Annotated in this window: 26 protein-coding genes; 13 read left to right on the forward strand and 13 right to left on the reverse strand. The window is 67.2% G+C overall.

The window, feature by feature from the left end:
- The first annotated feature begins 129 nt into the window (after positions 1 to 129).
- Positions 130 to 867, forward strand: coding sequence for an MSMEG_1198 family transcriptional regulator (locus CA982_RS14670; protein ID WP_086536027.1), 738 nt, complete (start codon positions 130 to 132; stop codon positions 865 to 867).
- On the opposite strand, the gene CA982_RS14675 is transcribed toward CA982_RS14670, so the two are convergent.
- The 5 genes from CA982_RS14675 to CA982_RS14695 are packed head-to-tail and all read right to left on the reverse strand — an operon-like array spanning position 868 to position 6464.
- Positions 868 to 1722: an HAD family hydrolase gene (locus CA982_RS14675; RefSeq protein ID WP_086536028.1), complete on the reverse strand. Its 855-nt coding sequence runs from the start codon at positions 1720 to 1722 to the stop codon at positions 868 to 870.
- On the reverse strand, positions 1719 to 2843 hold the full coding sequence (locus CA982_RS14680) for a cysteine protease StiP family protein (RefSeq protein ID WP_086536029.1): 1125 nt from the start codon (positions 2841 to 2843) through the stop codon (positions 1719 to 1721). The genes CA982_RS14675 and CA982_RS14680 overlap by 4 nt, the downstream gene beginning before the upstream one ends.
- Positions 2843 to 4141, reverse strand: a complete 1299-nt coding sequence (locus CA982_RS14685) for a phosphoribosyltransferase family protein (protein ID WP_086536030.1) — start codon at positions 4139 to 4141, stop codon at positions 2843 to 2845. Before CA982_RS14685 ends, CA982_RS14680 begins: the two co-directional genes overlap by 1 nt.
- On the reverse strand, positions 4138 to 5355 hold the full coding sequence (locus CA982_RS14690; protein WP_086536031.1) for an HpcH/HpaI aldolase/citrate lyase family protein: 1218 nt from the start codon (positions 5353 to 5355) through the stop codon (positions 4138 to 4140). Before CA982_RS14690 ends, CA982_RS14685 begins: the two co-directional genes overlap by 4 nt.
- Positions 5352 to 6464 (reverse strand): coiled-coil domain-containing protein, encoded by a 1113-nt coding sequence (locus tag CA982_RS14695; RefSeq protein WP_086536032.1) that lies wholly within the window; start codon positions 6462 to 6464, stop codon positions 5352 to 5354. The genes CA982_RS14690 and CA982_RS14695 overlap by 4 nt, the downstream gene beginning before the upstream one ends.
- Positions 6465 to 6711: 247 nt before the next feature.
- On the opposite strand from CA982_RS14695, the gene CA982_RS14700 reads away from it, so the two are divergent.
- The 3 genes from CA982_RS14700 to CA982_RS14710 are packed head-to-tail and all read left to right on the forward strand — an operon-like array spanning position 6712 to position 8820.
- The gene (locus CA982_RS14700) at positions 6712 to 7332 is read left to right on the forward strand and encodes an AIM24 family protein (protein WP_086536033.1); all 621 of its coding nucleotides are present in this window, start codon (positions 6712 to 6714) and stop codon (positions 7330 to 7332) included.
- A gap of 16 nt (positions 7333 to 7348) precedes the next feature.
- Complete coding sequence (locus CA982_RS14705; protein WP_086536034.1) at positions 7349 to 8059, forward strand: AIM24 family protein; 711 nt, start codon at positions 7349 to 7351, stop codon at positions 8057 to 8059.
- Positions 8056 to 8820, forward strand: coding sequence for an AIM24 family protein (locus CA982_RS14710; protein WP_086536035.1), 765 nt, complete (start codon positions 8056 to 8058; stop codon positions 8818 to 8820). Before CA982_RS14705 ends, CA982_RS14710 begins: the two co-directional genes overlap by 4 nt.
- A gap of 126 nt (positions 8821 to 8946) precedes the next feature.
- Here CA982_RS14710 and CA982_RS14715 read toward each other — a convergent pair whose 3' ends face one another.
- The 5 genes from CA982_RS14715 to CA982_RS14735 all read right to left on the reverse strand — a co-directional run bounded on the left by CA982_RS14715 (position 8947) and on the right by CA982_RS14735 (position 13500).
- Positions 8947 to 10113 carry a DUF475 domain-containing protein gene (locus tag CA982_RS14715; RefSeq protein ID WP_086536036.1) on the reverse strand — a complete coding sequence of 389 codons (1167 nt, stop codon included), beginning with the start codon at positions 10111 to 10113 and terminating at the stop codon, positions 8947 to 8949.
- A gap of 145 nt (positions 10114 to 10258) precedes the next feature.
- A complete protein-coding gene (locus CA982_RS14720; protein ID WP_086536037.1) occupies positions 10259 to 10834 on the reverse strand; it encodes a TerD family protein in 576 nt (191 codons plus the stop codon).
- 181 nt (positions 10835 to 11015) lie between these two features.
- Complete coding sequence (locus tag CA982_RS14725; protein WP_086536038.1) at positions 11016 to 11441, reverse strand: hypothetical protein; 426 nt, start codon at positions 11439 to 11441, stop codon at positions 11016 to 11018.
- Between the two features lie 213 nt (positions 11442 to 11654).
- Positions 11655 to 12746 carry an inositol-3-phosphate synthase gene (locus tag CA982_RS14730; protein WP_086536039.1) on the reverse strand — a complete coding sequence of 364 codons (1092 nt, stop codon included), beginning with the start codon at positions 12744 to 12746 and terminating at the stop codon, positions 11655 to 11657.
- Positions 12739 to 13500 carry a PadR family transcriptional regulator gene (locus CA982_RS14735; protein ID WP_086536040.1) on the reverse strand — a complete coding sequence of 254 codons (762 nt, stop codon included), beginning with the start codon at positions 13498 to 13500 and terminating at the stop codon, positions 12739 to 12741. The genes CA982_RS14730 and CA982_RS14735 overlap by 8 nt, the downstream gene beginning before the upstream one ends.
- Positions 13501 to 13786: 286 nt before the next feature.
- On the opposite strand from CA982_RS14735, the gene CA982_RS14740 reads away from it, so the two are divergent.
- From CA982_RS14740 to CA982_RS14755, 4 genes are all read left to right on the forward strand, one after another.
- On the forward strand, positions 13787 to 14179 hold the full coding sequence (locus CA982_RS14740) for a DUF5318 family protein (RefSeq protein WP_086536041.1): 393 nt from the start codon (positions 13787 to 13789) through the stop codon (positions 14177 to 14179).
- Positions 14180 to 14305: 126 nt separating this feature from the next.
- Positions 14306 to 16651, forward strand: a complete 2346-nt coding sequence (locus tag CA982_RS14745; RefSeq protein ID WP_086536042.1) for a transglycosylase domain-containing protein — start codon at positions 14306 to 14308, stop codon at positions 16649 to 16651.
- A complete protein-coding gene (locus CA982_RS14750; RefSeq protein ID WP_086536112.1) occupies positions 16611 to 18254 on the forward strand; it encodes a glycosyltransferase family 87 protein in 1644 nt (547 codons plus the stop codon). Before CA982_RS14745 ends, CA982_RS14750 begins: the two co-directional genes overlap by 41 nt.
- A gap of 116 nt (positions 18255 to 18370) precedes the next feature.
- The gene (locus CA982_RS14755) at positions 18371 to 18778 is read left to right on the forward strand and encodes a hypothetical protein (RefSeq protein WP_086536043.1); all 408 of its coding nucleotides are present in this window, start codon (positions 18371 to 18373) and stop codon (positions 18776 to 18778) included.
- A 7-nt stretch (positions 18779 to 18785) separates the two neighbouring features.
- Here the strand turns inward: CA982_RS14755 and CA982_RS14760 are convergent, their stop codons facing one another.
- Positions 18786 to 19358 (reverse strand): GNAT family N-acetyltransferase, encoded by a 573-nt coding sequence (locus CA982_RS14760; protein ID WP_086536044.1) that lies wholly within the window; start codon positions 19356 to 19358, stop codon positions 18786 to 18788.
- Positions 19355 to 20839 (reverse strand): hypothetical protein, encoded by a 1485-nt coding sequence (locus CA982_RS14765; RefSeq protein WP_167383360.1) that lies wholly within the window; start codon positions 20837 to 20839, stop codon positions 19355 to 19357. The genes CA982_RS14760 and CA982_RS14765 overlap by 4 nt, the downstream gene beginning before the upstream one ends.
- A 167-nt stretch (positions 20840 to 21006) precedes the next feature.
- Here CA982_RS14765 and rpsF point away from each other — a divergent pair, with 167 nt between their 5' ends.
- From rpsF to rplI, 4 genes are all read left to right on the forward strand, one after another.
- Positions 21007 to 21288: a 30S ribosomal protein S6 gene (gene rpsF / locus CA982_RS14770; RefSeq protein WP_004020660.1), complete on the forward strand. Its 282-nt coding sequence runs from the start codon at positions 21007 to 21009 to the stop codon at positions 21286 to 21288.
- 125 nt (positions 21289 to 21413) lie between these two features.
- Positions 21414 to 21929, forward strand: coding sequence for a single-stranded DNA-binding protein (locus CA982_RS14775; protein ID WP_086536045.1), 516 nt, complete (start codon positions 21414 to 21416; stop codon positions 21927 to 21929).
- Positions 21930 to 22012: 83 nt separating this feature from the next.
- Complete coding sequence (gene rpsR / locus CA982_RS14780) at positions 22013 to 22270, forward strand: 30S ribosomal protein S18 (protein ID WP_004020662.1); 258 nt, start codon at positions 22013 to 22015, stop codon at positions 22268 to 22270.
- A gap of 19 nt (positions 22271 to 22289) precedes the next feature.
- Complete coding sequence (gene rplI / locus CA982_RS14785) at positions 22290 to 22745, forward strand: 50S ribosomal protein L9 (RefSeq protein WP_004020663.1); 456 nt, start codon at positions 22290 to 22292, stop codon at positions 22743 to 22745.
- Positions 22746 to 23000: 255 nt separating this feature from the next.
- On the opposite strand, the gene CA982_RS14790 is transcribed toward rplI, so the two are convergent.
- On the reverse strand, positions 23001 to 23663 hold the full coding sequence (locus CA982_RS14790; protein WP_086536046.1) for a hypothetical protein: 663 nt from the start codon (positions 23661 to 23663) through the stop codon (positions 23001 to 23003).
- Positions 23664 to 24236: 573 nt separating this feature from the next.
- On the opposite strand from CA982_RS14790, the gene dnaB reads away from it, so the two are divergent.
- Positions 24237 to 26468: a replicative DNA helicase gene (dnaB, locus tag CA982_RS14795; protein WP_086536047.1), complete on the forward strand. Its 2232-nt coding sequence runs from the start codon at positions 24237 to 24239 to the stop codon at positions 26466 to 26468.
- Positions 26469 to 26596 lie beyond the last annotated feature (128 nt).

Raw genomic sequence — 26596 nt, forward strand, 5'->3', positions numbered from 1 at the left:
TACGAAGTTGAGACTGTTTGTCACCGGTATCTCGGACCGTATCGGGCCAGAGCCAGGTAACTACACACCCGGGTAACGAATCGCGTGCGAAATCACGCACGATGACGAATCTTCGAGCAAGATCATGCTGTGCCGAACCACCTGCGGGTACTGGTCGCTTCGCCGCTGGGACACGTGATCGCGGTCCCGCTGGCCAAGTCGCTCGATCAGGCCACGGTCACCGTTGCCGCCGGGCGGGACGAGTTCGTCCACTGCGTCGCCGGCAACGTGCGATTCGATGTCGTGGTGGCGGATCTCGTGTGGAATCGGCCCGATGTGGAATGGACCTTCGACGGTCTCGACATCATCGACGTCCTCGAGGAGCACGACCGGCACGCCCCGGTCGTCCTGGTGACCCAGGGCCTCGGCATGGAACAGGATCATCTCGACGAGGCGCGACTGCGCGACGAGGTGGTGGGCGTCATCGCCAGGTCCGACGGATTTGCCTCGCTGGTCGGCGTCGTGCGATCGGTGGCGCTCGGTCAGGGGCTGCCGGACAAGGCCTCCGACGGACCGCGTCCACCGCTCTACGAGCTGTTCACCGGGCGACGCGGCCACACCGCGGGTCGACTCGCCGGGGCGATCGCCGCGGGCAGCGCGTCGGACAACTCGTCACTCGCTCGGGTTGCCACGGTGTCGCCGAACACGGCCAACAAGGTGACGAGCCACTACCTCGGGCCGATCATCGTCGAACGCGGTGAGCACGAGGCATCGCTGCCGATGACGCAGGCGGCCGTCTACCGGTGGTGTGGCCTGCACGCGCCGTACCTGATCAGCTGGTGCCGACGCCACGGGCACTCCGACGTCCTCGGCTCGATGCCCACCTGATCAGCGCGCGTCGACGCCGACGGCTCGGCTCAGGTCCAGGCCGCTGCGGTCGCCGAACCACCGCAGGATCTCGACACCCGCGAGGGCTCCCGTGTCCGCGGTGATCGTCAGTCCCGGCGACGACCATCCGAGCGACTCCAGCTCACCGTGCCGCGGGCGGATCGCGTGATCCGCGGCCAGCAACAGGTCGGTGTCGAGCCAGCCGTCACCGGCCGCGCAGAGCGCCGCCGACTCGTCGAGGGTCCCGTCGGCGACCAGCCGTCGCCGGACCTCGGCGATCGCCGCCGATTTGGTCACCGGCTGTGGGGTCGCGTAGATCTTCCGGCCCTGCTGGGACGCGGTCCAGCCACGCGCATCGCACCACTCCTGCCAGTGCCCGAGGAAGTGCGGAGGCTGGGCAGAGGGGTCGACGACCAGATAACAGAAGAGGTCGTCGGCGGTACGCAGCGCGGTCACCCAGGAGTCGTCGATGCGGTTTCGGAGCTCGCCCAGTACCTCATCCAGCGTGGCGCCGGCACGGGACGCCTCGCGATCGATGTGCGTTCGCCAGTCCGGGTCATCGGCCCCGTCGACGAGGATCCGGCCACCGTTGCTGACCACGGCATAGCGGAACGGACTGCCCGGCAACGTGATCCGCGCGTACTGCGCCGGGGTCCGGGTGGTCGTCGGCACGACGACGACCTCACGTGCCAGCCGGGACATGAGCTCGACGGCGGTCGGCGCCATGTACGACAGCGGCGCCTCACGGTAGATCTCGACGCACACCGGCTCCAGGGCCGCGAACTGCTCCTCACCCATCGCGGCGCGCGAGTAGATCATCGTCCGGTCGAGATCCGTGGCGATGAGGGCGGTCACGAGTCCTCCTTGATCAGCCCGACACATGAGTACGCGAGATCGGGCGAGACCTCCACGGGCACACCTCGTTCGGCGGCGAGCAGCCGGATGTGACGATGTTCGGGCAGGTCGTCGGCGCGCACCAGGATCCGCCACGGCACGCGGCGGAGCAGCACCCGGGTGGTCTCGCCGACGCCGGGCTTGACCAGGTTGATCGACGACAGGCCATACTCGGTCTGGATGCGTTCCACGGACTGCCAGCCGGACCAGTCAGGCCGGCGCGACTCGGGGGTCATCGAGGCGATCGTCGACCGAACCCGGTCGGCGACCGCGCCGAACTCCGCACTGACGGTGTCCAGGAAGACCTCCGACACATCGAAATCCGTCAGATGTCGATAGAACTTGGCGCCGTGGAACTCCCCCGGGCCGATGTGGTCGGCGTTGAGCACGGTTCGCGAGACGAGCCCGGACACAGTGGAATTGAGGCAGGCGGACGCGATGAGGAAATCATCCCGGGTTCCGTGGAGCGTCGTGCAGGAACCGGGATCCGCCAGCACCGCGAGCTCGTCGTGCAGCTGTGGTCGGCCGGCGCGTGTGTACTCCTCGACGGCGTCGGTGAGTTCGCGCTGGATCGCACCCTTGCCGGTCCAGCCGTCGACGAAGACGACCGACTCGGCCGGGTGGCGTTCGACGATGTGATCGAGTGCGACGGTGTCGATCCCGCGGGCGCGCACGATCGAGATGGTGTAGTGCCGGGGCTCGATGTCGTGGACCGCGAGCATCCACCGTCGGATCAGGATGCCCACCGGGGTTCCGGCGCGCGCGAGCGACACCAGTGTCGGCGCGGAGTGGCGCTCGGCCAGGATGAGTTCGGACACGACACCGACCGCTTCGGCGAGGCGTTGAGCCGAGGATCGCAGCGTCGCGTGGAACAGTTCCTGGTACTCGGGACCCGGCTGATATTCGATCGGCAGGGACTCGGCGTAGTGCGCCTGTCCGGATTGGATACGACGTTCCCGTTCGCGCAGGTCACCCTCGAGCGCCACGTCGGACAGGTTCTTGAGCAACCAGGTGACCTCGTCGGCGCCATACGACCCGAACCGCGGTCCGCGCAGCGGTGGCGTGCCGGCGGCGATGTCCATCAGCGCACCGACTCTCGTGCCTGCGCCGATGACCGCTGGTGGGTTTCGGGCAGGACGGCCAGCACGACCGGGTGCCCGGCGGCGGTGAGCACATCGACCAGTCCGCCCGGTGCGCGCAACTCGTCGGTGTCGGCCGGTGTGTCGATCACGAGTACGACCTGGGGGTCGGGGTGCTCGATCGATGCCACGTTGTAGACGTACCGGGGCCTGCCCGGGTCGGATTCCGGTGCAAGAAAACGGAATCCGCGACGGAGCGGATATCCCGGGACGTCGTGCACCTGGGCGGGTGATCTCGTCGTGGTCTGATACGCGGTGCCGAAGCCCCGGCGCTCCAATGCTTCGGCGATGCACAACGGTGCGTACATGAGCTCTTCGTGTCCGATGACGACCACCGGACGCCGCGGATCGAGATGCGCTGTCACGTTGTCCGCCGCGTCGTCCGCGGCCCGGTGGAAGTGCGTCGAGTCGGCGCGGAGGATCCCGTGCCGGCCTCCGTCGGGAACTGTCGACGGCCAGTCGAGTGCCACCGCGACCAGGTCGCCGCGTCGGGGTGCCACCGGATTGAGGTCGTCGGCCTCGAGCCCCCACACGTCCTCGAGCAGTGTGGGCGGAAGCGTGACCGATCCGCGGGCGAGTGACACGTAGGTCACCTCGACGCCCGATTCCGCTGCGAAGGAGTCGCATTCGGATCTCTGGGCAGCGGTTCTCATGTCCACCAGGGACGCCACGACGAACCGCGTGCGGGGCCGGTCGGCGACGATGGCCTCGATGGCACCGAGCGCGGTCTTGCCGGTCGAGATCTCGTCGTCGACCAGGATCAACACCTCCTGCGGTGTCGTCGCGTCGAGGAAGGCGGGATCACTGGGCTGCAGGAGATGCGTCGTCGCGTGCGAGTGCCCCTCCTCGAAGGTTCCCGACACCGTCACGCCGGGTCGTCTGCGTCGCGTCGAGTGCAGATACCGAGATGCGGAGATACGTTCGGCCACACAGTGTCCGAGACCGGTCGCGGTCTCTGCGAAGCCGAAGACGACGGCCCCGCGCGCCGAATCGGCACCGATCTCGGCGATGATCGCCGCACCGAGATCGTCGGCGGCGCCGCGGACGACCGCCGGTGGGGTCGGGATGTGCTTGCCCAAGACGGTCGAGACCAGCAGATGCGCACGGCGTCGATTGTGGCGCAGGCCGAGCGAGACGAGGTCGTGCACCGTGCGGCCCGCGCGAGCGTCGCCGGTGGCGGAGATCTCGACACCGAAACGGTCGGTCACCCAGTCGACACCGACGGTGCCGGGATCGCTCATGAGGGAACCGGTCCCGGCGAGGCGAGCGCGGTGAGCAGATCGACGAAGGAGACCCCCTGCCGGGTCACCCCGAAAGCGGCAGCGCGGTCGACGATGCGCAGAGCCCAGTTGCGGTGCGGCTTCAGCTCGTTCATCTTGTTGCGGTACGACGAGGCCCGTACCCCGCCGGACTCCCCGGCCAGGATGTCGAGTGCATCGTGATACTCCTCGTGGGTCACCGCCGACAGCGCGTGTACCGCCGCGACGTGCGCCGGGTGGATGACCGTCTTGCCGTGCAGGCCGTTGGCGCGGTCGAGGGTGATCTCGCGCAGGAGGCCGTCCATGTCGCGGCTGACGAGTTGCTGCCGGAAGTAGACGGCGTCGTTCTCGCGGAACGGCGTGTGCCGCAACAGCGGCTGGAACATGCGCTCGTGATCCGCGAAGTACTCCCAGACCGGGCCGGTCACGACGAAGCCGCTCTCGTCGCTGCGGCCGAGATGATTGACGATGCCGGCGATCACGTCGGCGGCCACCCGGACGTCGTAGATGGTCAGGTCGCGATCCCGGCGGATGCCGAAGTAGCCGCAGATGTCGGTGGCCCCGATGCGGACCGCCAGCACGCGGTCCCGGTGCGCGCCGAGCAACGATGCCAGGGCGGTCAACTCGTCGTCGCGGGTCTCGCGGTGCACGACCGACGCCGACTCGAGGACCGGCATCACCCAGAGGTGCCCGTCGAGGATCTCGCTCGCACGGGCGACCGCGTCGAGGGCGGCGGTCGCATTGTCCGAGGCGAACTTCGGGATGACGAACCCGGTCAGCACCGACGGGGTGCTCAGGGCCTCGGCGATCGGCACGATCCGATCGGCCGAACGCGGCCGGACGAACAGCAGCATCGGCCGGCCCGGGTTCTCGGCGATGCTGCGCAGCGCGGCCACGGCACGCTCGATCGCCTCGGCCTCCTCGTGGTCGGCGACCGCGTCCTCGAGGTCGATGACCATCGAGATGACCCCCTCGGCGCGACGTCGGCGGATGACGTCGGCGAGGTCGGGGCGGGTCGCCGGGACATACAGGGTGGCACCGAGGGCGACCGCGAGACGGTGGGCGGGCCAGGTCGGCTCGATCGGCTCGGGCTGCCGGTAGAACAGGTGCTCGGCGACCGACGGCTCCAGGTGGTCGAAGTGCCGGATCGTCCCGGGTTCGAGACCGGTGGCGTCGTGTCGTGCAGTGGTGGTCATCCTGCGGCCACCTGTCCTCTCATCCGCGAAACGATCTCGGTGATCCGGTCGTCCACCGCACGCAGCTGGGTCAGATAGCTCCAGTAGTCGGGGTGGATGCGGTCGAGGTCCCCCTTGGCGCGTTCGATCCGGTCGGCCTGAGCATCGAGGACCGAACCCCATTCGTCAACCAGGGCATGATTGACCGCGAAGAGCTGGGCGTCGCGCAGACGGAAACGAACCCGCTGCTCGGCGCCCTTGGGATCGGCCCGGACCTCCCGCAGCAGGCGCAGCCGGTCGAGCACCGCGTCGACGGCCTTCTCGGCGACCGCCAGGTCGTCGCGGGCCGCATCGGCGCGATCGATGGCCTGGTCGGGGGCGTCGGCGGCCATCGACCGGGCGGCGGCGAGCTCGGCGTCGGCATGCACGAGCCGCTCGTCGACGACCGTGCCGTTGCGTTGGAGATCGAGAGAACAGTCGGCACTGAACTCCCGCCGCAGCGCGGACAGGGTGTCGGGGACCTGCGCGCTGCGGGTCGACACCGCGCTCCGGCGGGTTTCCACCGAACGGATGACCTGCTGTGCCCGCTCCGCGAACGCGGGTGCTTCGGCCAGAAGTTGTTCGAGGCGTCGCGCCGAGCTGAGTACGGCCGCCGCGGCGGTCTGTCGTTCGCGTAGGCCCGTGCCCTGGTCGAATCCCGCGAGCGCCTGCGCGAGTTCGTCGGTGGCCTCCGACACCGACCGCAACCGGGCCACCGCGGGAGCCGCGCCCTCCAGGGCGGTCATCGCCCGATTGGCCGCCACCCGGGCTTCGTGGTCCTGGACATCGGCGGCGCGCATCGTGGCCCGCGCCCGTTCGAGGGTGCCGGCGTTGGTCTGGGCGAAGTCGCGCATCGACGCGGTGATCGCCCGCAACGCCTGCGTCGAACGGTCGAGGTCCTGCGGTGCGACACGTGAGCCCATGGGTGGCGACACCAGTCGGAGATAGTCCGACGTCGCCTGGGCGTGCTGCTCGCGGAGCTCCGACCAGGCGGCGCGCAGTCGCGACCGGGGGTCGAGCGAGGAACTCACGGCGACGGCCGGATCGATCTCGGCCAGGACGGATTCGGACTCCAGGAACGCCGCTGTCATTTGTTCCGATGATGCAGGTGGTGCGGAATTCGTGCGTGAATCGTTCCCGAACCATCGACGTACGAAGTTTCCGGGCACCACACGATGCTATCGGCTATTTTCATCTCCGTATGAGGCCGGATTCCCCGGCGCACGGCGGGCTGGGATGCCGGTCGCCTGCGGGTGCCGTGGTGCGGGGGTGGCGTCGGGAGACGAACGAGGGACGGTCGATCGGCGACCTCCCCGCGGCGCGAGAGAGGCACGTCGAATGCAGTTGGTACAACGGTCCAAACGCGTGGTGGAAGCCAGGCTGAACAATTCCGCGGTGCGCGCGATCAGCGGGTCGATGGTCGCCTACGAGGGACAGGTCACCTTCAAATCGGCGGGCTTCGGCGGCGGCGACGGGGTGCTCGCGGGCCTCAAACAGCGGGCCACCGGAGAGGCGTTGTCGCTCATGGAAGCGTCGGGCAACGGCATCGTCTACTTCGCCCACAATGCCGCCGAGACGACGGTCATCGAGCTCAACAACGAGACGCTGCAGGTGGAGTCCGAGCAACTGATGGTGCTCAACGGCAACCTGCAGACCAACGTCACATTCGCCGGACTGCGCGGCGCGTCGTCGGGTCAGGGTCTGTTCACCACGACGGTGAGCGGCCACGGTCAGGTCGCCTTGCTGTCCAACGGCGGTCCGCTCATCCATCTCGAAGTGTCACCGCAGTATCCCCTCGTGGTCGATCCGGACGCCTTCGTCTGTGCCCGTGGCCAGTTGAGTCAGTCCTTCGTCACCGACGTGTCCTGGCGGTCGGCCCTGGGACAGGGTGGCGGCGAGGCGTTCTCGTTGCGCTGGGACGGCAGTGGCGTCGTGTCGATCCAGCCGGCCGAGCGGTGAGGGTGAGGTAGCGAGAATGTTCACCAAGGTCAACAGCAAGGTCGTCTCCGTCGACATCGGCCGGACCGGTCCGGTGATCGCCCGACGCGGAGCGATGCTCTTCTACAAGGGCGACGTGCACTTCCAACCCCACCAGATCGTGGGTGCCGGCGGGATGGGCGGCGGGATGCCGGGACTGGGCGGCATGGCCGGTCGGATGCTCGCCGGCGAACACGAGTCGACGATGATCGCCCAGGGGCACGGTGAGGTGCACTACGGCTTCCTCGGCATCGAGGTGCACGTCGTGGATCTCGGGGCGGTCGGCGGCACGATCCGCGTCGAGGCGTCGCGATTGCTCGCCTATGCCGCCAACCTGCAGGCGTCCGTCGTCTCGGTCGCCTCGCAGGGCGGCGGTGGTGGCGGTGGTGGCGGCGGACTGTTCGGGGCGCTGCGGAACGCGGCGGCCGGTGCAGTGACCGGCCAGGGCATGTTCACGACCCAGTTGTCCGGGCCCGGCTCGGCGGTCCTCCTCGGACACGGCGGGGTCTTCGACCTGGAGGTGTCGCCGCAGAAGCCGCCGGTGACGGTCGATCCGCAGGCGTTCGTCGGGTCGGCAGGCCAGGTCAACACCAGCCTGCGATCGGCGATGAGTTGGCGGAATGTCGGTCGAACCGGCGGCGAGGCAATGCAATTGGAGTGCTCCGGGCAGGGCATCGTGTACGTGCAGGCATCGGAGGAGAAGCTGTGAGCCAACTCAACACCGTGTGGAGTCCGATGAATCTGCCATCGGATGACAATGTGCCGGACAACAACTACTCGTTCTGCATCGACCTCGATCAACCCTGGTTCATGTCCAAGGGCGCGATGATCGCCTACTACGGTCAGATGCAGTTCACCGCACTCACACAGGGTCTGCAGGGCAACATGCTGCAGATGGTGGCCCAGCAGTTCTCCGCCCCGCTGTACCTCGGTGACTACGTCGTCGCCGAAGGGCACGGCAAGCTGATCATCGGTGACCGCGGTTACGACATCAACGCCTACGACCTCGAAGACGGCAACCTGACCATCCGGGCGGCCAATCTGCTTGCCTTCCAGCCGAACCTGTCGCTGAACCAGTCCATCGTGCCGGGCTTCCTGACGCTCATCGGCACCGGCAAGTTCCTCGCGTCGTCGAACGGTCCGGTCATGTTCGTCGAACCGCCCGTGCGCGTCGACCCCGAAGCCCTCGTCGGGTGGTCGGATTGTCCGTCCCCGAGTCACCACTACGACGAGGCGTGGGTCAACGGGTTCATCGCCGCCGCGGGCCGGCGGATGGGGCTGAATTCCGGTGAGGAGCGTCAGTTCGACTTCACCGGCGCCGGAACAGTTCTGGTCCAGTCGAGCGAGAAGGTGCGCGACGATTCGTCGATCCTGCGCACCATCCAGGGGCACCTTCCGGGCATGTCGGTGCCGAGTCTGCACCAGATCAACCAGCAGGTCACCCAACAGCTCGGTCAACAGCAGGGCTGAGTGCACGGTCAGTAGAAACAACTGCGCCGCAGATCCTTTCGGACCTGCGGCGCAGTTGTCTGCTCTGCTCCCTGAGGAGCGCCCGGAGCTTGCGGAGGGCGCGTCACGAAGGGCCTGGCGACAGGGTCAGACCTCGACCTTCTCCACTTCACCCCGCGCCGCGAGGCGGTTGCGGCGGATGATGCTGGAGATCAGCGCGGCGATGATCAGCGTGACGCCGATCAGGCCGGTGATGATCTCGGGGACGTGCGTGCCGATCGAGTACAGCAGGATGAACGCCAGCGCGCCGATCGCCCAGTGCGCACCGTGCTCGAGGTACACGTACTCCGACAGCGTGCCCTTGCGCACCAGGTAGACGGTGAGCGAACGGACGAACATCGCACCGATGAGGCCGAGGCCGAGGGCGATGATGATCGGGTCCGCGGTGATGGCGAACGCGCCGATGACGCCGTCGAAGGAGAACGACGCGTCGAGCACCTCGAGGTAGAGGAACAGGAAGAAGCCGGCCTTACCGGTTGCCTTGGCGAGATCCGACGGACCGGTCCGGCCGTTGGACTTCTCGGCGGGCTTCTCCGCCGCCGACTTCTCGGCCGCGTCGGTTCCCGGTTCTGCTGCCTCGTCGTCCTCTTCGGTCTCGACGTTGAAGTACTCGCCGAGGCCGTTGACCAGGATGTAGGTGATCATGCCGAGCGCGCCGGCGATCATGACCGTGGACTGTTCGTCCGGCGCCGCGATGTAGCTCGCGGTGAGAACCAGCAGCGTGATCGCGATGACGACCTCGAGCATTTCCAGCTTGCCGATCTTCTCGAGCGGGCGCTCGATCCAGGTCAGCCAGGTCAGTTCCTTCTGCTCGAAGACGAAGCCCAGGAACAGCATCAGCAGGAACATGCCGCCGAACGCCGCGATCTGCGGGTGGGCGTCGGTGATGATCGTCTCGTAGCTGGGATCGCCGTTGGCGAAGTACGCCGCGTCGTTCGGCGGCGGGTTCAGTGCGAGGTCGAGTGCGTCGACGGGGTTGAGACCAGAGGCGAGCCACACGATGACCAGCGGGAACACCAGGCGCATACCGAAGACGGCGATCAGGATGCCGATGGTGAGGAAGATCTTCTGCCAGAACTCGCTCATCCGGCGGAGGATCGTGGCGTTGATGACCGCGTTGTCGAAGGAGAGCGAGATCTCGAAGACGCCGAGGATGGCGGTCAGGATCAGCGCTTCGACACCGCCATAGAGGAACGCGATGATCAGCGACACGATCGTCACGACGACCGAGAGGCCGAAAATTCTTACTACCACTGGACTGTGGCCTTTCTAGGGTGCAAGTGGACCAGCCGACCGCGTCGTCGGAGAGGAGTGGTGACGCGCGGATGCCGCACCCGTTGACAAAACGGGTGCGGCATCCACGGGTACGTTCAGGCGGACAGCCGGAGTCTACGAGGACTCAGACGTTCACACCGAAATCGCGGGCGATGCCCGCGAGACCCGAGGCGTAGCCCTGGCCGACCGCGCGGAACTTCCACTCCGACCCATGACGGTACAGCTCACCGAAGACCATCGCGGTCTCGGTGGAGGCATCCTCGCTGAGGTCGTAGCGGGCGATCTCGGTGCCGCCGGCCTGGTTCACGACACGGATGAACGCGTTGCGCACCTGACCGAAGGACTGCGAGCGTGCGTCGGCATCGTAGATCGAGACGGGGAAGACGATGGAGTCGATGTTCGGCGGAACGCCGGCGAGGTCGACCTTGATGACCTCGTCGTCGCCTTCGCCCTCACCGGTCAGGTTGTCGCCGGTGTGCTCGATCGAGCCGTCGGGCGAACGCAGGTTGTTGAAGAAGACGAAGTGCTGATCGGAGACGACCTTCTTGTCGGTACCGAGCGCGATGGCGCTGGCGTCCAGGTCGAAGTCGGTTCCGGTGGTGGTCCGGATGTCCCAGCCGAGGCCGACGGAGACCGCAGTCAGACCCGGAGCCTCCTTGCTGAGGGAAACGTTTCCGCCCTTGCTCAGGCTCACGCCCATGGTTTGCGCCTTTCTGTTGGTACGGGGTCTCGTGATGTCCGATGTGCCCGATACCGGGCCACTCGGAGCAATCGACAACACTCTATGTGAAGGGTCTGGCGCGGTCACTGATTTGGTTGGATGACCTGCGGTTTCGTCGAGCGGAGGTGGTGAGACTCGGTGTGGATGTTCCTTGTCGCACTCACCGAACGAACCCGGTCAGACGGTAGGTCTCCGGTGCGGCCGTCACCGACGAATAGAGCGACACCCGGGTGAACTCACCTCGGGACGGAGCGAACAACCAGACCGCGACTGGGCTCGATCGGATGCCGCCGGTCGCGCAATCCGGCTTACACAGCCTGCGGTGCTCCGTGCCGTAACCGGCGGCCCACGCATCGGTCCATCCCAGCCAGGTGATCTGCGTGACGATGACGCCTGCGTCGCCGCAATAGATCGACGACAGATTCCGCGGTTGAACCTGTTTCGTGCCGTCGCATCCTCCGACCACTGTGACAACGGGGGTCGCAGGAGGTGCGGCGACCGCTTCGCCGGGGACAGCGAAACCCACCAGGACGATAAGCGCAGCGGCGACTGTAGCGATGAACACTCTGACACTTGTCGAACCCATGTGAGCCACCTTCGAATGTTGAGTCGTCGACGCGGACGCGATGCACCGTTGTCCTATCTTGCGAGACCGGGGGTGACTCAGAGCGGAGTTTCGGCAAGTGCGGTCCCCGCGACGTCGAGGGCGCCGATGTCGAGGGCGCCGATGAGGACGGAAACAAGGCAGCGGCGCTTCCTGATCAGATCAGGAAGCGCCGCTGCGATCGTTCGACGAGGCTCAGGCCTCGATGATGAACTCCTCGAGCTGGGCGCGCGCGACGTCGTCGGCGAGCTGCTTCGGCGGGGACTTCATCAGGTAGGCCGAGGCCGGGATGACCGGTCCGCCGATGCCGCGGTCCTTGGCGATCTTCGCGGCCCGCACGGCGTCGATGATGATGCCGGCCGAGTTGGGGGAGTCCCAGACCTCGAGCTTGTACTCCAGGTTCAGCGGCACGTCACCGAAGGCGCGACCTTCCAGGCGGACGTAGGCCCACTTGCGGTCGTCGAGCCAGGCGACGTGGTCCGACGGTCCGATGTGGACGTTCTTGTCCTCGACCTTGCCGGCGAGCGAGCCGGTCAGGTTGGAGGTCACGGCCTGGGTCTTGGAGACCTTCTTCGACTCCAGACGCTCACGCTCGAGCATGTTCTTGAAGTCCATGTTGCCGCCGACGTTGAGCTGGTACGTGCGGTCGAGGGTGACGCCGCGATCCTCGAACAGCTTCGCCATCACGCGGTGGGTGATGGTGGCGCCGACCTGGCTCTTGATGTCGTCGCCGACGATCGGGACACCGGCGTCGGCGAACTTCTGGGCCCACTCGGGGTCCGAGGCAATGAACACCGGGAGGGCGTTGACGAACGCGACGCCGGCGTCGATGCAGCACTGTGCGTAGAACTTGTCGGCCTGCTCCGAGCCGACCGGGAGGTAGCTGACGAGGACGTCGACCTCGTTGTCCTTGAGCGCCTGGACGATGTCGACGCCGGAACCGTCCGCCTCGGTGATGGTCTCGAGGTAGTACTTGCCGAGGCCGTCGAGGGTGTGACCGCGCTGGACGGTGACGCCGGTCGGCGGCACGTCGGCGATCTTGATGGTGTTGTTCTCGCTCGCGAAGATCGCGTCGGACAGGTCGAAGCCGACCTTCTTGGCGTCGACGTCGAACGCGGCGACGAACTCGACGTCGCGGACGTGGTACGGGCCGAACTTCACGTGCATGAGGCCGGGAACGGTGGAGTTCTCGTCGGCGTCCTTGTAGTACTGCACGCCCTGCACCAGGGATGAAGCGCAGTTTCCTACGCCCACAATGGCAACGCGCACCTTATTGGGCTCACCCATGGTCGGGTTCTCCTTCTTCTCGCGGCATCGCAGTCGTTCGCTGCGCAACCGGTGTTTTCCGTTGCTCGGGTTCGTCGAGCTGTTCGTCCCGGCTCGGCGTCGAGTCCGGGTCTTGATGTTCGTCATCGGCTCGTCCGGTGGAGGCCGTGGGCCGCCCCGGATCGAACGGTGACCGTTCGCCGTCGGCGAGGTCGTCGTCGAACTGCGTGTCGAACGGATCGGGCGTGCCGTCCTGCTGGGAGCTCTCGGCTGCGATCAACTCGTTGAGCCAGCGGACTTCGCGTTCGCTGGACTCGAGGCTGAGCTGATGCAGCTGACGGGTGTACCGGTCGACGGTCCGATTGGACCGTCCGACGATCTCCCGCAACCCCTCCCGACGCTCCTCGACCTGCCGGCGGCGGCCCTCGAGGATGCGCATGCGCGCAACCGCGGGGGTGCGGCTGAAGAACGCCAGGTGCACACCGAAACCGTCGTCGGTGTAGTTCTGGGGTCCCGTGTCGGCCACCAGCTCGGCAAACCGTTCCCGGCCCGCGTCGGTGAGCTGGTACACGCGACGGCCGCGCCGCACCTTGACGCCCAGGGGCGTCTCGGGCTCGTCGATGAGGCCGTCGGCCTGCATACGACGCAGCGTCGGGTAGAGCGACCCGTACGAGAACGCACGGAACGCGCCGAGTAGGCCGGTGAGCCGCTTGCGCAGCTCGTACCCGTGCATGGGGGATTCGAGAAGCAATCCGAGGATGGCCAGCTCGAGCACTTCGCCACCCCCTTCACGGTCCTGCCGATGATCTGTCACTTTCTCCTCGGACTTGATGTACCGGCACGCTCTGACGTGCCGACACCTCATTCCGATGTAGTTGCCAATGTATCGCACCGATATAACTGATGTCCACGAGCGGTCGGTCAGGAGACGGGAAGGTGTCCGGCGGGCATCCGGCGAGGGCGTGATGCGGATCTCCGTGCGTCGACGGACCGCTTTCTGCGACCTCCTCGCCGGACCCGTCGCACCGACGCCCCGGCAGAGACCACGTACCCTGAAAACCGTGCAACGCCAGATCGTCGACTACGCCCTGCAGCGGCGCGCTCGGCTGTCCTCGGTCCATGCCGGCCGGACTGCCGTTGCCGAGGTCTGCGATGCGAGTCCGTACCTCCTGCGCGCGGCGAAGTTCCACGGTCGGTCCAGCACCACGATGTGTCCGATCTGCCGAAAAGAGCAGGTCACCCTGGTGTCGTGGGTGTTCGGCGAACGGCTGGGTCAGGTCAGCGGCTCGGCACGGAGCAACGAGGAGATCGCGCGGCTCGCGACGACTGCCGAGGAGTTCTCGGTCCACGTCGTCGAGGTGTGCCGGACCTGCAGTTGGAACCATTTGGTCCAGTCGTACGTTGCCGGGCTGCCGCCGCAGTCCACGCGTCGTTCTCGACGCGTGGCGAAGTAGCGCGCCGGCCTGCGGGTTTTTGCCCGGGGCGGTTGCCTGCTGTCACAGTGGAGCGGCACGAGGCCAGAGAAGGTAACCGAGATCCACGGGCGATGACGTCCGCTCGATCCGGTAGGAAGGTGGACGATGAGCGAGGCACGTGGTTCTTCGCCCACGCCGCGACGCACCGGCATCCGGCCCGGTCCGGGCGGCGCCGGCCAGAACAGAACTGATACGGCGACAACGCACCGGCGGTTCGCATGGGCGCTGGGGATTGTCGGCGCCATCGTCCCGGCGATCGTGCTGGTGCTCATCGTCGCGTTCGCGTTCACCTACTTCACCGCCGAGATCCCGGAACCCGAGGTGAGCCAGAAGGCCACCATCGTCGACACCTCCGGACGCACTCTGGCCGACGTCACCTCGCCCGACGGCAACCGCACGGTCGTGCCCTTCGACGAGATCCCCGAGACGATGAAGCAGGCGATCGTCGCCGCCGAGGACCGCGAGTTCTGGACGAACAACGGCTTCTCCCCGCGCGGCCTGTCCCGCGCCGCCATCGGTCAGATCACCGGCAACGAGACCGCAGGCGGCGGCTCGACCATCACCCAGCAGTATGTCAAGAACGCGATCGTCGGCGACGAGGTCAGCTACGCCCGAAAGTTCAAGGAACTCGCGATCGCCGCGAAGATGAACGACCGGCACGGATGGTCCAAGGAGAAGATCCTCGAGGCCTACCTGAACACGATCTATTTCGGTCGAGGTGCCTACGGCGTCGCGGTCGCCGCGCAGAAGTTCTTCAACAAGTCGATCACCGACAAGCGTCGCGCCGAACGCAATCCGCTGACCTTCGAGGAGGCCGCGCTGTTGTCGGCGGTGATCCGCGCGCCGTCGTACTACGACCCCGACACCAACCGCGAGGTCACCGAGGCACGCTGGCGCTATGTCCTCGACGGCATGGTGGACACCGGTGCGATCACACGTGCGCAGGCCGACAACGCCGTCTTCCCCAAGACGGTCAAGGCCCGCGTCAGCGATTCCGACGAGACACCGGGCCCGAACGGACTGATCAAGCGACAGGTGCTCGCCGAGCTCAACCGCATCGGCATCACCGACAAGCAGCTGCGCACCGGCGGACTGAAGATCAGCACCACGATCGATCCGCAGGTCCAGAACGGCGTCGTGCAGGCAGCCTGCCGCAAGAACCGGATCTACAACTGCCCCGAGGGTGAGCTGAACGGCGAGCCCAAGGACCTGCTCGCCTCAGCCGTGTCCATCGACCCGCAGACCGGCGGTGTGCGCGGCTACTACGGCGGCGACAACCCGGGCGGTTGGGACCTCGCCCAGGCGGGTCTGCAGACGGGGTCGTCGTTCAAGGTGTTCGCACTCGTCGCGGCGCTCGAACAGGACATCCCGCTGTCGAAGACCTACAGCTCGGCGCCGTTCCAGGCCAGCGGTGGTCTGACAGTCGAGAACTCCGACGGCGAGAGCTGCGGCACCTGCAACCTCGCCACGGCGATGAAGATGTCGCTCAACACGGTGTACTACCGCCTGATGATGGATCTCGACGGTGGGGCGCGCGCCGTCGCCGACGCCGCACACCGTGCGGGTGTCGCCGAATCCTTCGGCAACATCGAACGGACCCTGGAGGAGGCGAACGGCCAGCCCGAGGGCGGTGTGGTCCTCGGCCAGTACCAGTCGCGGGTGATCGACATGGCTTCGGCGTACGCAACGCTCGCGGCGTCGGGGGTCTACCACGAGCCGTACTTCGTCCAGAAGGTCGTCGACTCCGAGGGGCAGGTCCTCTACGAGCGCAAGACCGAGGGCAAGCGTGTCTTCCCCGCGAAGGTCGCCGACAACGTGACCGCCGCCCTGCAGCCGATCGCGGCCTACTCCAACGGGAACTCGCTCTACGACTCGTCACTCGGTGCGCGGCCCTCGGCCGCCAAGACCGGTACCGTCCAGCTCGGCGACACCGGGCAGAACAAGGACGCGTGGATGGTCGGCTACACCCCGCAGCTGTCGACCGCCGTGTGGGTCGGCACGAGCGACGGCACGGCCTTGACGAACTACAACGGCGCCTCGATCTACGGCAGTGGCCTGCCCTCGTCGATCTGGAAGTCGGCGATGGATGCTGCGCTCGAGGGCAAGGAGATCAAGCAGTTCCCGGAGCCGGAGTCGGTCGGCGGCGTGGCCGGAGTTCCCTATGAGGCCCCGGTCACCACCGAGGCGCCCACGCGGACTCGCGGACCATCCGCGCCGACCTTCGACATCCCCGACCAGGGCGGGGACGGCAACCTCACCCTCGCTCCGGGCGTGACGATCCCGATCCCGGGCGCTCCGCGGAACGGTGGCGGTGGCGGCGGTGGCGGCAACAGCCCGGGCGGCGGCGGATTGGCCCCCGGCGGCGGCGGTGACGGCGGCGGCGATTCCGGCGACGGTGTACCCGGCGGCGGTGACGGAGGCGGAGGAGTCCCTGAACCGCCCATCGGCTGACCCGGACCCGGCGGCAGACTCCGCGACGAGCGCCTCCGACCCCGTCTGGGACAGCCCTGCACCCCTCGCGAGCGATCAGCGTGTCGACGACGCGCGGATCCTGCCGACGCGCACCGACGGCATGGTGCGTGAGGCGAGTTCGCTCGTCGGTGGACCGGTGGGGGCGCACGCCGTCATCGGCCGGAGCCGGCATCTGACACCCCTGCGGGTGCTGTTCGTCCTGGCGCTGTGCGGACTCGCACTCGGATGGTTCGGCAAGGCCGCGTGTCTGCAACAGGCGCCGGCCGACCGCGGCACGACCGCGGGCGCGGAGATGCGGCTCGACTGGGACGATCAGCGCCAGTTCACCAACCTCTGCTACTCCGACGTCATCAGCCTGTTCGGTGCCGAGCGGCTCAACCAGGGTGCGTTGCCCTACCGCGACTTCTGGTTCCAGGAGGACTCCGCGGGACAGACCATCAAGCGGTACATGGAGTACCCGGTCCTCACCGGGATGTTCATGTACGGCGCGGCGCAGCTGACCCAGGGGTGGCTCTGGGCCGAGACCAACTGGGGCGTACCCGGGGCGCTCGACGTCGTGCTGTTCTTCACGATCGTGGCGCTGGGACTGGCGGCGTTCTGGCTGGTGACCATCTGGGCCACCGCGCTGACCGCGCGAACGCGCATGTGGTCGGTGTGGCTGGCGGCGTTGTCTCCACTCGTCTTCGTGCACGCGTTCACGAACTTCGACGCCATCGCCACCGCGGCGGTGGCGGTCGCGCTGCTGGCCTGGTCGCGGGAGCGCTTCTGGCTGGCTGGTGTCTTCATCGGGCTCGGCGCCGCGGCGAAGCTGTACCCCGCGCTCCTGCTGGTGGTGCTGGGCGCGCTGTGCCTGCGGACCGGGAAGGTCCGCGAGTTCGGGGTCGCGGCCGCGACGGCAGTCGGAGCCTGGCTCGCGGTGAATCTGCCGATCCTGATCCCGTACCCGTCGGGCTGGTGGGAGTTCTTCCGATTCAACGGCGACCGGTCCGCGGACCCCGACACCATCTACCGGGTGGTCGCCGACGCCGCTGGTTTCACATGGAACACCGGGTATCTGAATGCGCTGTCGGTCGGCCTGACCGTCGTCGTGATCGCCGCGGTGGCTGCGATCGGTGTCCTGGCGCCGCACCGGCCTCGCGTGGCGCAGTTGGCGTTCCTCGCGGTGGCCGGCTTCCTGCTGGTGAACAAGGTGTGGAGTCCGCAGTATTCGTTGTGGCTGGTTCCGCTTGCGGTGCTTGCCATTCCACATGCTCGCCTGCTGCTGGCCTGGATGGCCGTCGATGCACTGATCTGGGTGCCACGGATGAGTCTGTTCCTCGACGCCGAGCGTCGCTGGCTCCCCGACCAGTGGTTCACGGCCGCTGTGGTGCTCCGTGGACTGATGGTGCTCGCACTCTGCGCCGTCGTTCTCTGGCAGATCTGGCACCCGCGAGACGATCTGGTCCGTCATGGGAACGGCGGCAGGTGGTATGACGACCCGGCGGGCGGTGTCCTCGACGGCGCGCCGGACCGAATCGGCCGACGGTCGAGAACGACCAGGTCGGCAGACGCGCTGCGCGAACCGGAACCGGTGGGCGGCTAGCGGTCACGCGGGGGACGTGGAACCGAACCGGTCTCATGGGTTTCGCGGGCCGGCACTCCCATCACGGGCAGCCGTATCCACGATTGGGTGACCACGTCCCTGGGTATTGACCGGTCATGTCGGATACCGCACCACACATCTCGGACGACACCGCAGAAGCGGTCGGCAAGGTGGGGGAGGCGCTCGAGTACATCGAGCGCGCCCGCGGCCACCTCTTTTCCTTCCATCAGCTCATCGGGCGCGGCGACCTGCTGCTCGGGGAAGCCGTCGACGAGCTGCGCGAGGCGGGCCACACCGAGTTCGCCGACGAGCTGTCTACCGAGCTGGTGGGTCGTAACGTGCTGGAGGGCCGTTGGACGTTCCAGGTCGTCGAGGAGTTCGACGACACCTACTGGGGCCCGTTGCGCGAGTATGTCGGCCGCGTGCGAGCCGATCTGACCGACGGCCAGCGGCACGTCCACGAGGCGCGGATGAAGGAAGAGCGGCGTACCCGGGGTCACTCGGAGCACACCAAGAACCCGTAGGTCTCCCTCAGTCGGTGATCCGCTGTACCAAGCGATCTCTGGCCGCGGGCCACTCGTCATCGGTCATCGCATACAGGGCGGTCGTGCGCCAGCCGTCGCCGAATCGGCGATGCTTGCGCAGAAGACCCTCGAAGCTCGCACCGAGCTTGGCGATCGCGGCGCGCGACTGTGCGTTGTCCTCGTGCGTGTGCCAGGTGAGGCGCACGGCGCCGCATTCCTCGAACGCGTGGCGCATCAACAAGTATTTGGCGGTGGGGTTCACCGTGGTCCCCTGCACGCGTTCGCCGTAGAACGTGTAGCCGATGCACGCGGACCGGTTGGGCTCGTCGATGTCGTAGAAGCTCGTGGATCCGACGATGCTGCCGTCGGTGTGGTCGACGACGGCGTAGGCGACGCGTGAGGCGAGTGCCGACTCGACGTACCGACGCGCACTGTCCTCGTCCGTCGGCACGCCCGGCGACCACCGGAAGCGCGTCGGGTCGCCGACGACGCGCGCGAGCGGCCCGATGTCCTCGATGCCGATGGGCCGCAACGTGACCCGATGATGCACCAGGGGTCCGGTCGCCAACCATGAACTCATGACCAGCCTTTCGTCATCGCGTCGCGCGGGGGGCGGCGGGAGGTCTCGTCGCGTGACGGATCGGCGTCGCGTGGTGCGCGTGCGCCCAGACGGGTGGACAACGGCTCACGGAGCGGGGTCCGGACGAAGGCCACGATCAGGTAGGCCAGCAGAACGGCGTGCACCCACACCGAACCGGCGACACCGGTGACGATCCACCACGGCAGCGGATCGCCGGCATCCCGGATCGGGAACAGGCGGAAGATCGTCAGGTCGAGAGCGAGGTCGGCGAGCAGGTAGGTCAGGATCACCGGCCAGCGCACCTTCATCAGGACGAAGAACGGCAGGATCCAGAGTGTGTACTGCGGCGAGTGCACCTTGTGGAACAGCATGAATCCCGCCAGCATCGCCCCGCTCACACCGATCCACGGGAAGACCCCGACACGTTCGAAGCGGCGCCACCCCAGGTACATCGCCACCGCGAACGACGCGAGGATCAGCAACGGCGACAGCACACTGACCACCGAGTGGTAGGAGTCTCCGGTTCCGGTGACGTACCGCAGACCCCAATACCAGATGGAATTGGTGTCGACGTCGGCCCGGCGGCGGCCCTGGAAGGACAGTGCCGCCTTCCACCCGTCGAACCCGAGCAGCATGAACGGCAGCTGGATCGCGGCCACCGTCACGACGGCGGCGCCCGCAACCCAGCCGGCGCCCGTCCAGTCCAGGCCGCCCCCGGCATCTCGCCGTCTCGCAACCGTGCGTGCGCCGCCGGCGCCACACGTGAGAACGTATGCGGCCAGCGGCAATACGAAGATCCCGGGATAGAGCTTGAGGCAGAAGCCGACCGCGAGCAGGACCGCCGCGATGACCGCGCACGTCCGAAGCGGTAGTCGTCGTCGATCTGTGCCGGGGCGGGTGGACGCGCCCCAGGCCATCACCGCGACCGCCCCGACGGCCGTCGCGACGACCGGCAGTTCCCAGTTGTGGAAGGAGTACAGGACCAGCGGGGGTGTCGCGGCCCAGAGCAACGCCCACCATCGGACCATCAGGGCGAGCATCACCGTGATCGCGAAACCGAACGGCGCCAACAGCAGTGCGGAGTGGATGAAGAAGTCGGTGTCGGTGTCGGCGCCGATCGCACCGAAGAACATGAGCACGCCGGAGAGCACCGGATACTCGACGACGCCGCCGAACAGGGTGCCGTCGGAGGCGATCCCGCCGTGGATGTAGGGGAAGACGTGGGTGTTGATGTCCCGGCCGAGCCAGAGGTACATCAGGTCCGAGTAGCAGGGGATCAGGGCGTCCGGATCCCCGACCGGCCAGTTGTCGCTCCGCCCGAACCCGTCGAAGGGTGCGCCGCCGCACCGGAGCTTGGCCTGGAAACTCCAGAACATCGTGGCCGCGGTCGCCAGCACCGAGACCAGGACGATGACAGCCGTCTCGCCGCGGCCGGACAGCTGTGCGGACCATCGCCCCGGGGTCGTCCGCCGCTCCGACATGGGCAACAGCGTAGGTGGTCGGGCGGTGCGTCGCGGAGCCGACCCGTGACCACGGATTTCGCTGCGTACGGGCAGGTCATGTATCTTGGACCGGTTGCCGACGCAGGCGACCCTCCTGCCACGGACAGTCCGTGGCCGACCTAGCCCATAGGAGGTGATGTGGTCTTATGCGTCACTACGAATTGATGGTCATTCTCGATCCGAATCTGGACGAGCGCACCGTCGCACCCTCACTCGATACGTTCCTCAATGTTGTCCGCAAGGATGGCGGTTCGGTGGACGGCGTCGACATCTGGGGCAAGCGCCGTCTTGCCTACGAGATCCTCAAGCACAACGAGGGCATCTACGCCGTCATCGATCTCAACGCCGAGCCCGCCACGGTCACCGAGCTCGATCGTCAGCTGAAGCTGAACGAGTCGGTTCTGCGCACCAAGGTCCTGCGGAAGTAATCCACAGGCTTTCTTGATCGTCTGAACACGTCGGTACCGGGTTCTAGGGTTGGACCCGACAGTTCAACACAAACCCGGTGCATGTCGATCAGCGAGTGCCCACCACACGACCCAAGGGGAAACACATGGCAGGCGACACGGTCATCACCGTCATCGGCAACCTCACCGCCGACCCGGAACTGCGGTTCACGCCGTCGGGCGCAGCGGTTGCCAACTTCACGGTGGCTTCCACTCCGCGCACCTTCGACCGCCAGACCAATGAGTGGAAGGACGGCGAAGCGCTGTTCCTCCGCTGCAACATCTGGCGCGACGCCGCGGAGAACGTGACCGAAAGCCTGACCAAGGGTTCTCGGGTGATCGTGCAGGGACGGCTCAAGCAGCGGTCCTACGAAACCAAAGAGGGCGAACGACGCACGGTCGTGGAACTCGAGGTCGACGAGATCGGCCCCTCGCTGCGGTATGCCACCGCCAAGGTCAACCGCGCCTCGCGCGGTGGCGGCGGATTCGGGTCCGGTGGCGGCGGCGGTAGCCGCGGCGGCGGGAACTCGAACCAGCAGGTTGCCGACGATCCCTGGGGCAGCGCGCCTGCCAGCAACAGCGGGGGATCGTTCGGTGGCGGGGACGACGAACCACCTTTCTGATATCGCTCGGGGCGCGATGATCCGCCCCGAACACCCGGGAACGGCATGACCGTCCCCGAAGCATTGACTGGAGCAACACACACATGGCAAAGGCAAAGCCGAGCCGGAAGCCTCGCGTCGAGAAGGTCACCAAGACCAAGGCGTGCAGCTTCTGCAAGGACAAGAAGGCCGTCATCGACTACAAGGACACCGCGCTTCTGCGTCGTTTCCTGTCCGACCGTGGCAAGATCCGGTCGCGTCGTGTGACCGGTAACTGCGTGCAGCATCAGCGCGACGTCGCTGTGGCAGTGAAGAACTCGCGTGAGGTGGCCCTGCTGCCCTTCACCTCGACCAGCCGATAAGCGGAAAGGATCAGTTGACATGAAGCTCATCCTCACCGCCGCCGTGGAGAACCTCGGCGAAGCCGGCGACATCGTCGTGGTCAAGGACGGCTACGGCCGCAACTACCTGCTGCCCCGCGGCCTGGCCATCAAGGCCACCCGCGGAGCCGAGAAGCAGGTCGAGGGCATCCGCCGTTCGCAGGAAGCCCGCGAGGTCCGCGGTCTCGAGCACGCCAACGAACTGAAGCAGGCCCTCGAGGGTCTCGCCGATGTCTCGCTGGACGTGAAGACCCACGACTCGGGCAAGCTCTTCGGTTCGGTCACCGCGGCAGACGTCGCCGGTGCCATCAAGACCGCCGGCGGCCCGACCGTCGACAAGCGCAGCGTCGAGCTGCCCAAGGGTCACATCAAGGCAACCGGCAGCTACCCGGTCGTCGTCAACCTGCACCCGCAGGTCTCGGCGACCGTGCAGCTCGCCGTCGTCGCCGCGAGCTGACCTCAGCGTTCCGACACAAGGCCGGGTGGAGATCCTCCACCCGGCCTTTGTCATGTCCGGTGCTTGGGGGCCGCGGTCTGTTTCTGCTCCCTGAGGAGCGGCCGGAGCTTGGGGCCGCGGTCTGTTTCTGCTCCCTGAGGAGCGGCCGGAGCTTGCGGAGGCCGCGTCACGAAAGGTCCGGCGACCGAGGTTGGAAGACCCTTCGTGACGCTCGGGAGCTTGCTGCTCAGAGCGCGAGTCTCGAGGGCCGAACCCCTACTTCGGCGCCGGCGGAGTGGCAGGCAGCTGGTTCCAGTACTGCAGTCGTGGCGGAAGGTACTGCGGCGCCGGGTTGGCGCTGTGGTCGACCGCGTTGTTGCCGGGCCCGAGGGTGTCCCACGACGGGAAGAAGAACTTGTGCCAGGCCGGCGTGAAGATCAGCGCGCGCTCGCCGGTGCGACAGGCCACCGTGTCGCGGCGGGGGACCGTGCACGTGACGCCTTCGATGGTGACCCGCTTGCCGACGCCGAGGAGCGGCGGACGGAATCCGCTCTTCGAGCCGAAGCGGTAGGTCTGGTCGGTGCGCGCCCACCACGGCCCCTGCTGGTCGTCGGCGATGACCGCGCCGGTCGCGTTCGGCGGGGCGGTTGCGGGACGGCCCGCGCAGCCGGCGTAGCGGTAGCCGGGGCCGATCTGGCACACCCATCGACCGGTGGTGAAGAAAGACCGGCCGTTGTCGGCGTAGGCGAGGGAGCGGAACGTCGCCGGGTTGACCGGCTGATAGCGCGACAGATCGAACTCGACGGGCATCGAGGGGCCCGGCGCGGCGATGGCCGACGGGGCCGACGCCAGCCCGGCGGCAGCAGTCAGGGCGGCCAGTACGGTGACCACTCGACGGACGACGACGGACCTCAACCCCAACCTGGACACGATCGACATTGCATCACATCCGGCGGGGGTGTCGTCGGCGTTCCCAGGTAAGTCGAGCGATTGAAGAGGCCTGCGACCTCGTCTGGCCAGGTGTAACGCAGACCACACCGGATGTTCACCCGAATATTCGCCACGCGGAGTTGAACGGGCGCCCGCAACACGCCCGCAAGACGACGCGCCGAAGAAGTCCAAAGGATTTCCAATTGCTTGATTGTGGAAATTAGTGGGCGCTCTGACCTGCGGAAACGATGTTGTTCACACCCGAATTCCTCAGGTTGTCCACAAAGGGTGCACAACGCGTCCCCTGGCCACTCACACACGCTCCACAAGTCATCCCCAGATTCGTCAACAGGTCGGTTTGAGTCGGGGTCGCAGACGTCCTAGTGTCACGCCTCAGCGTCTCCGTCCGTCTCGGCGCACACGACAGATTCGATGTCGGTGCCACCCGATAGGAAGAGACTGACCGAAACACGACGTCGACACCGGGGACTCGCGACGTGGCCTACCGGGGCCGACACCAGACTCAAGGTCGTACTCATTCGATGTCGGGTGGGATCGAGCGTTGCGAGAGGTTTGACACGCGTGGCTGTTGTGGATGACCGCGGGCGCGGCCCCGCCGCCGGAGGCCGAGCACGGGGCGAAGAAGAGATCCCCACCGAGGACTTCGGCAGGCAGCCCCCGCAGGATCTGGCTGCCGAGCAGTCGGTGCTCGGCGGCATGTTGCTGTCCAAGGATGCGGTCGCCGACGTCGTCGAGAAGATCCGCACCGGTGACTTCTACCGTCCCGCCCATCAGGCGGTGTTCGAGGCGATCCTCACCCTGTACTCGAAGGGCGAACCCGCCGACGCCGTCACGGTCGCCGCGGAACTCGAGCGCGCGGGCGAACTCAAACGGATCGGCGGTGCGCCCTACCTGCACACCCTGATCTCGACGGTGCCCACCGCCGCGAACGCCGGCTACTACGCGGAGATCGTCGCGGAGAAGGCGCTGCTGCGTCGGCTCGTGGAGGCCGGCACCCGCATCGTCCAGTACGGCTACGCCGGCGCCGACGGCCAAGACGTCGCCGAGGTGGTCGACCGGGCCCAGGCCGAGGTGTACGAGGTCACCGAGAAGCGCACCGCGGAGGACTACGTCCCGCTGGAGGATCTGCTGCAGCCGACGATGGACGAGATCGACTCCATCGCCTCGCGGGGCGGTATCTCGCTGGGTGTCCCGACGGGGTTCGCCGACTTCGACAAGCTCACCAACGGCCTGCACCCCGGCCAGATGATCATCGTCGCGGCCCGTCCGGGTGTCGGCAAGGCGCTGGCGCTCGACACCCCGCTGCCGACACCCACCGGCTGGACCACGATGGGCGAGGTGGGGGTCGGCGATCACCTTCTCGATGCGCACGGCCGACCCACCCGGGTCGTCGCCGCCACCGAGGTGATGACCGAACGTCCCTGTTACGAAATCGAATTCAGCGATGGCGCGATGATCGTCGCGGACGAGCAGCACCAGTGGGCGGCCGAGATCGACGGCAAACGCCGCGTCGTCACCACGGCTGGTCTGCGTGCGCACGTCGGCTGCGCGGTCGTGCGCAACACCGCGCCGCTCGAGTTGCCGCGCAAGCGTTTCGCCTATGGCCCGTACACGGTGGCGGCGCTGGCCGGGATGGCCTTCGACGATCCCGAGATCAGCATGCGGATCGACGCCGAGGGGCCGGTCGACGTCATGACGCTGATGGCCGACCTCGGTGGGCGCATCCCGTACGAGTACCTGCGCGGTTCGATCGCGCAGCGCCGGGCACTGCTCGCAGGACTGCTCGACGCCCGCGCCTCGGTCGACGATGACGGCTGGATCACCGTGCCGGCCGCCACCCGGCACATGACGGCCGTGGTCGCCGATCTCGTGGCCGGACTCGGGTTCAACTACAAGCGGTCGGCCACCGGCTGGTTGCGCGTCGACGCCGACGACGACGTGTTCACCGTGCATCACAAGGCGATTCGGCACAAGGAGCTGCGCAGGCGGGCCGGTGTCCGACGCGTCGTCGCCGTCCGTCCCGTCGACCCGGTTCCCGTGCGCTGCGTCCAGGTCGACAACCCCGACCACCTGTACCTCGCGGGCGAGGCGATGGTCCCGACCCACAATTCGACTCTGGCGATGGACTTCCTGCGCTCCGCGGCGATCGGGCACGGTCTGACCGCCGCCATGTTCTCGCTGGAGATGAGCAAGACCGAGATCGTCATGCGTCTGCTGTCGGCGGAGGCGAAGATCAAGCTGGCCGACATGCGTGCCGGCACCATGAGCGATGACGACTGGACGCGTCTCGCGCGCCGGATGGGCGAGATCTCGGAGGCCCCGTTCTTCATCGACGACTCACCCAACCTGACGATGATGGAGATCCGCGCCAAGGCTCGTCGTCTCAAGCAGCGGCACGACCTGAAAGTCGTTGCGGTGGACTACATGCAGCTGATGACGTCGGGTAAGAAGGTCGAGTCCCGCCAGCAGGAGGTGTCGGAGTTCTCCCGTCAGCTGAAGCTGCTGGCCAAGGAACTCGAGGTCCCGGTGATCGCGATCAGTCAGCTCAACCGTGGTCCGGAGCAACGTACCGACAAGAAGCCGCAGGTGTCGGACCTCCGTGAGTCCGGCTCGCTGGAGCAGGACGCCGACATGGTCATCCTGCTGCACCGTCCCGACTCCATCGAGCGCGACGACCCGCGTGCCGGCGAGGCCGACATCATCGTCGGTAAGCACCGTAACGGCCCGACCGCCACGATCACCGTCGCACACCAGCTGCACCTGTCCCGGTTCGTGGACATGGCACGGGGGTAGTTCGTCGCCTCCCCTGAGCGTGGGGTGAGAACTCGCTGATAATCGCGCCGCCGGGGGCTTCTCGATGGGGGCAGTCGTCCGCCGGCCCGGTACCGTTCGCCCGGGACGGTGGTCACGAGAGTCGTGGT

This window comes from Gordonia lacunae, from assembly GCF_002149015.1.
Lineage (GTDB): Bacteria > Actinomycetota > Actinomycetes > Mycobacteriales > Mycobacteriaceae > Gordonia > Gordonia lacunae.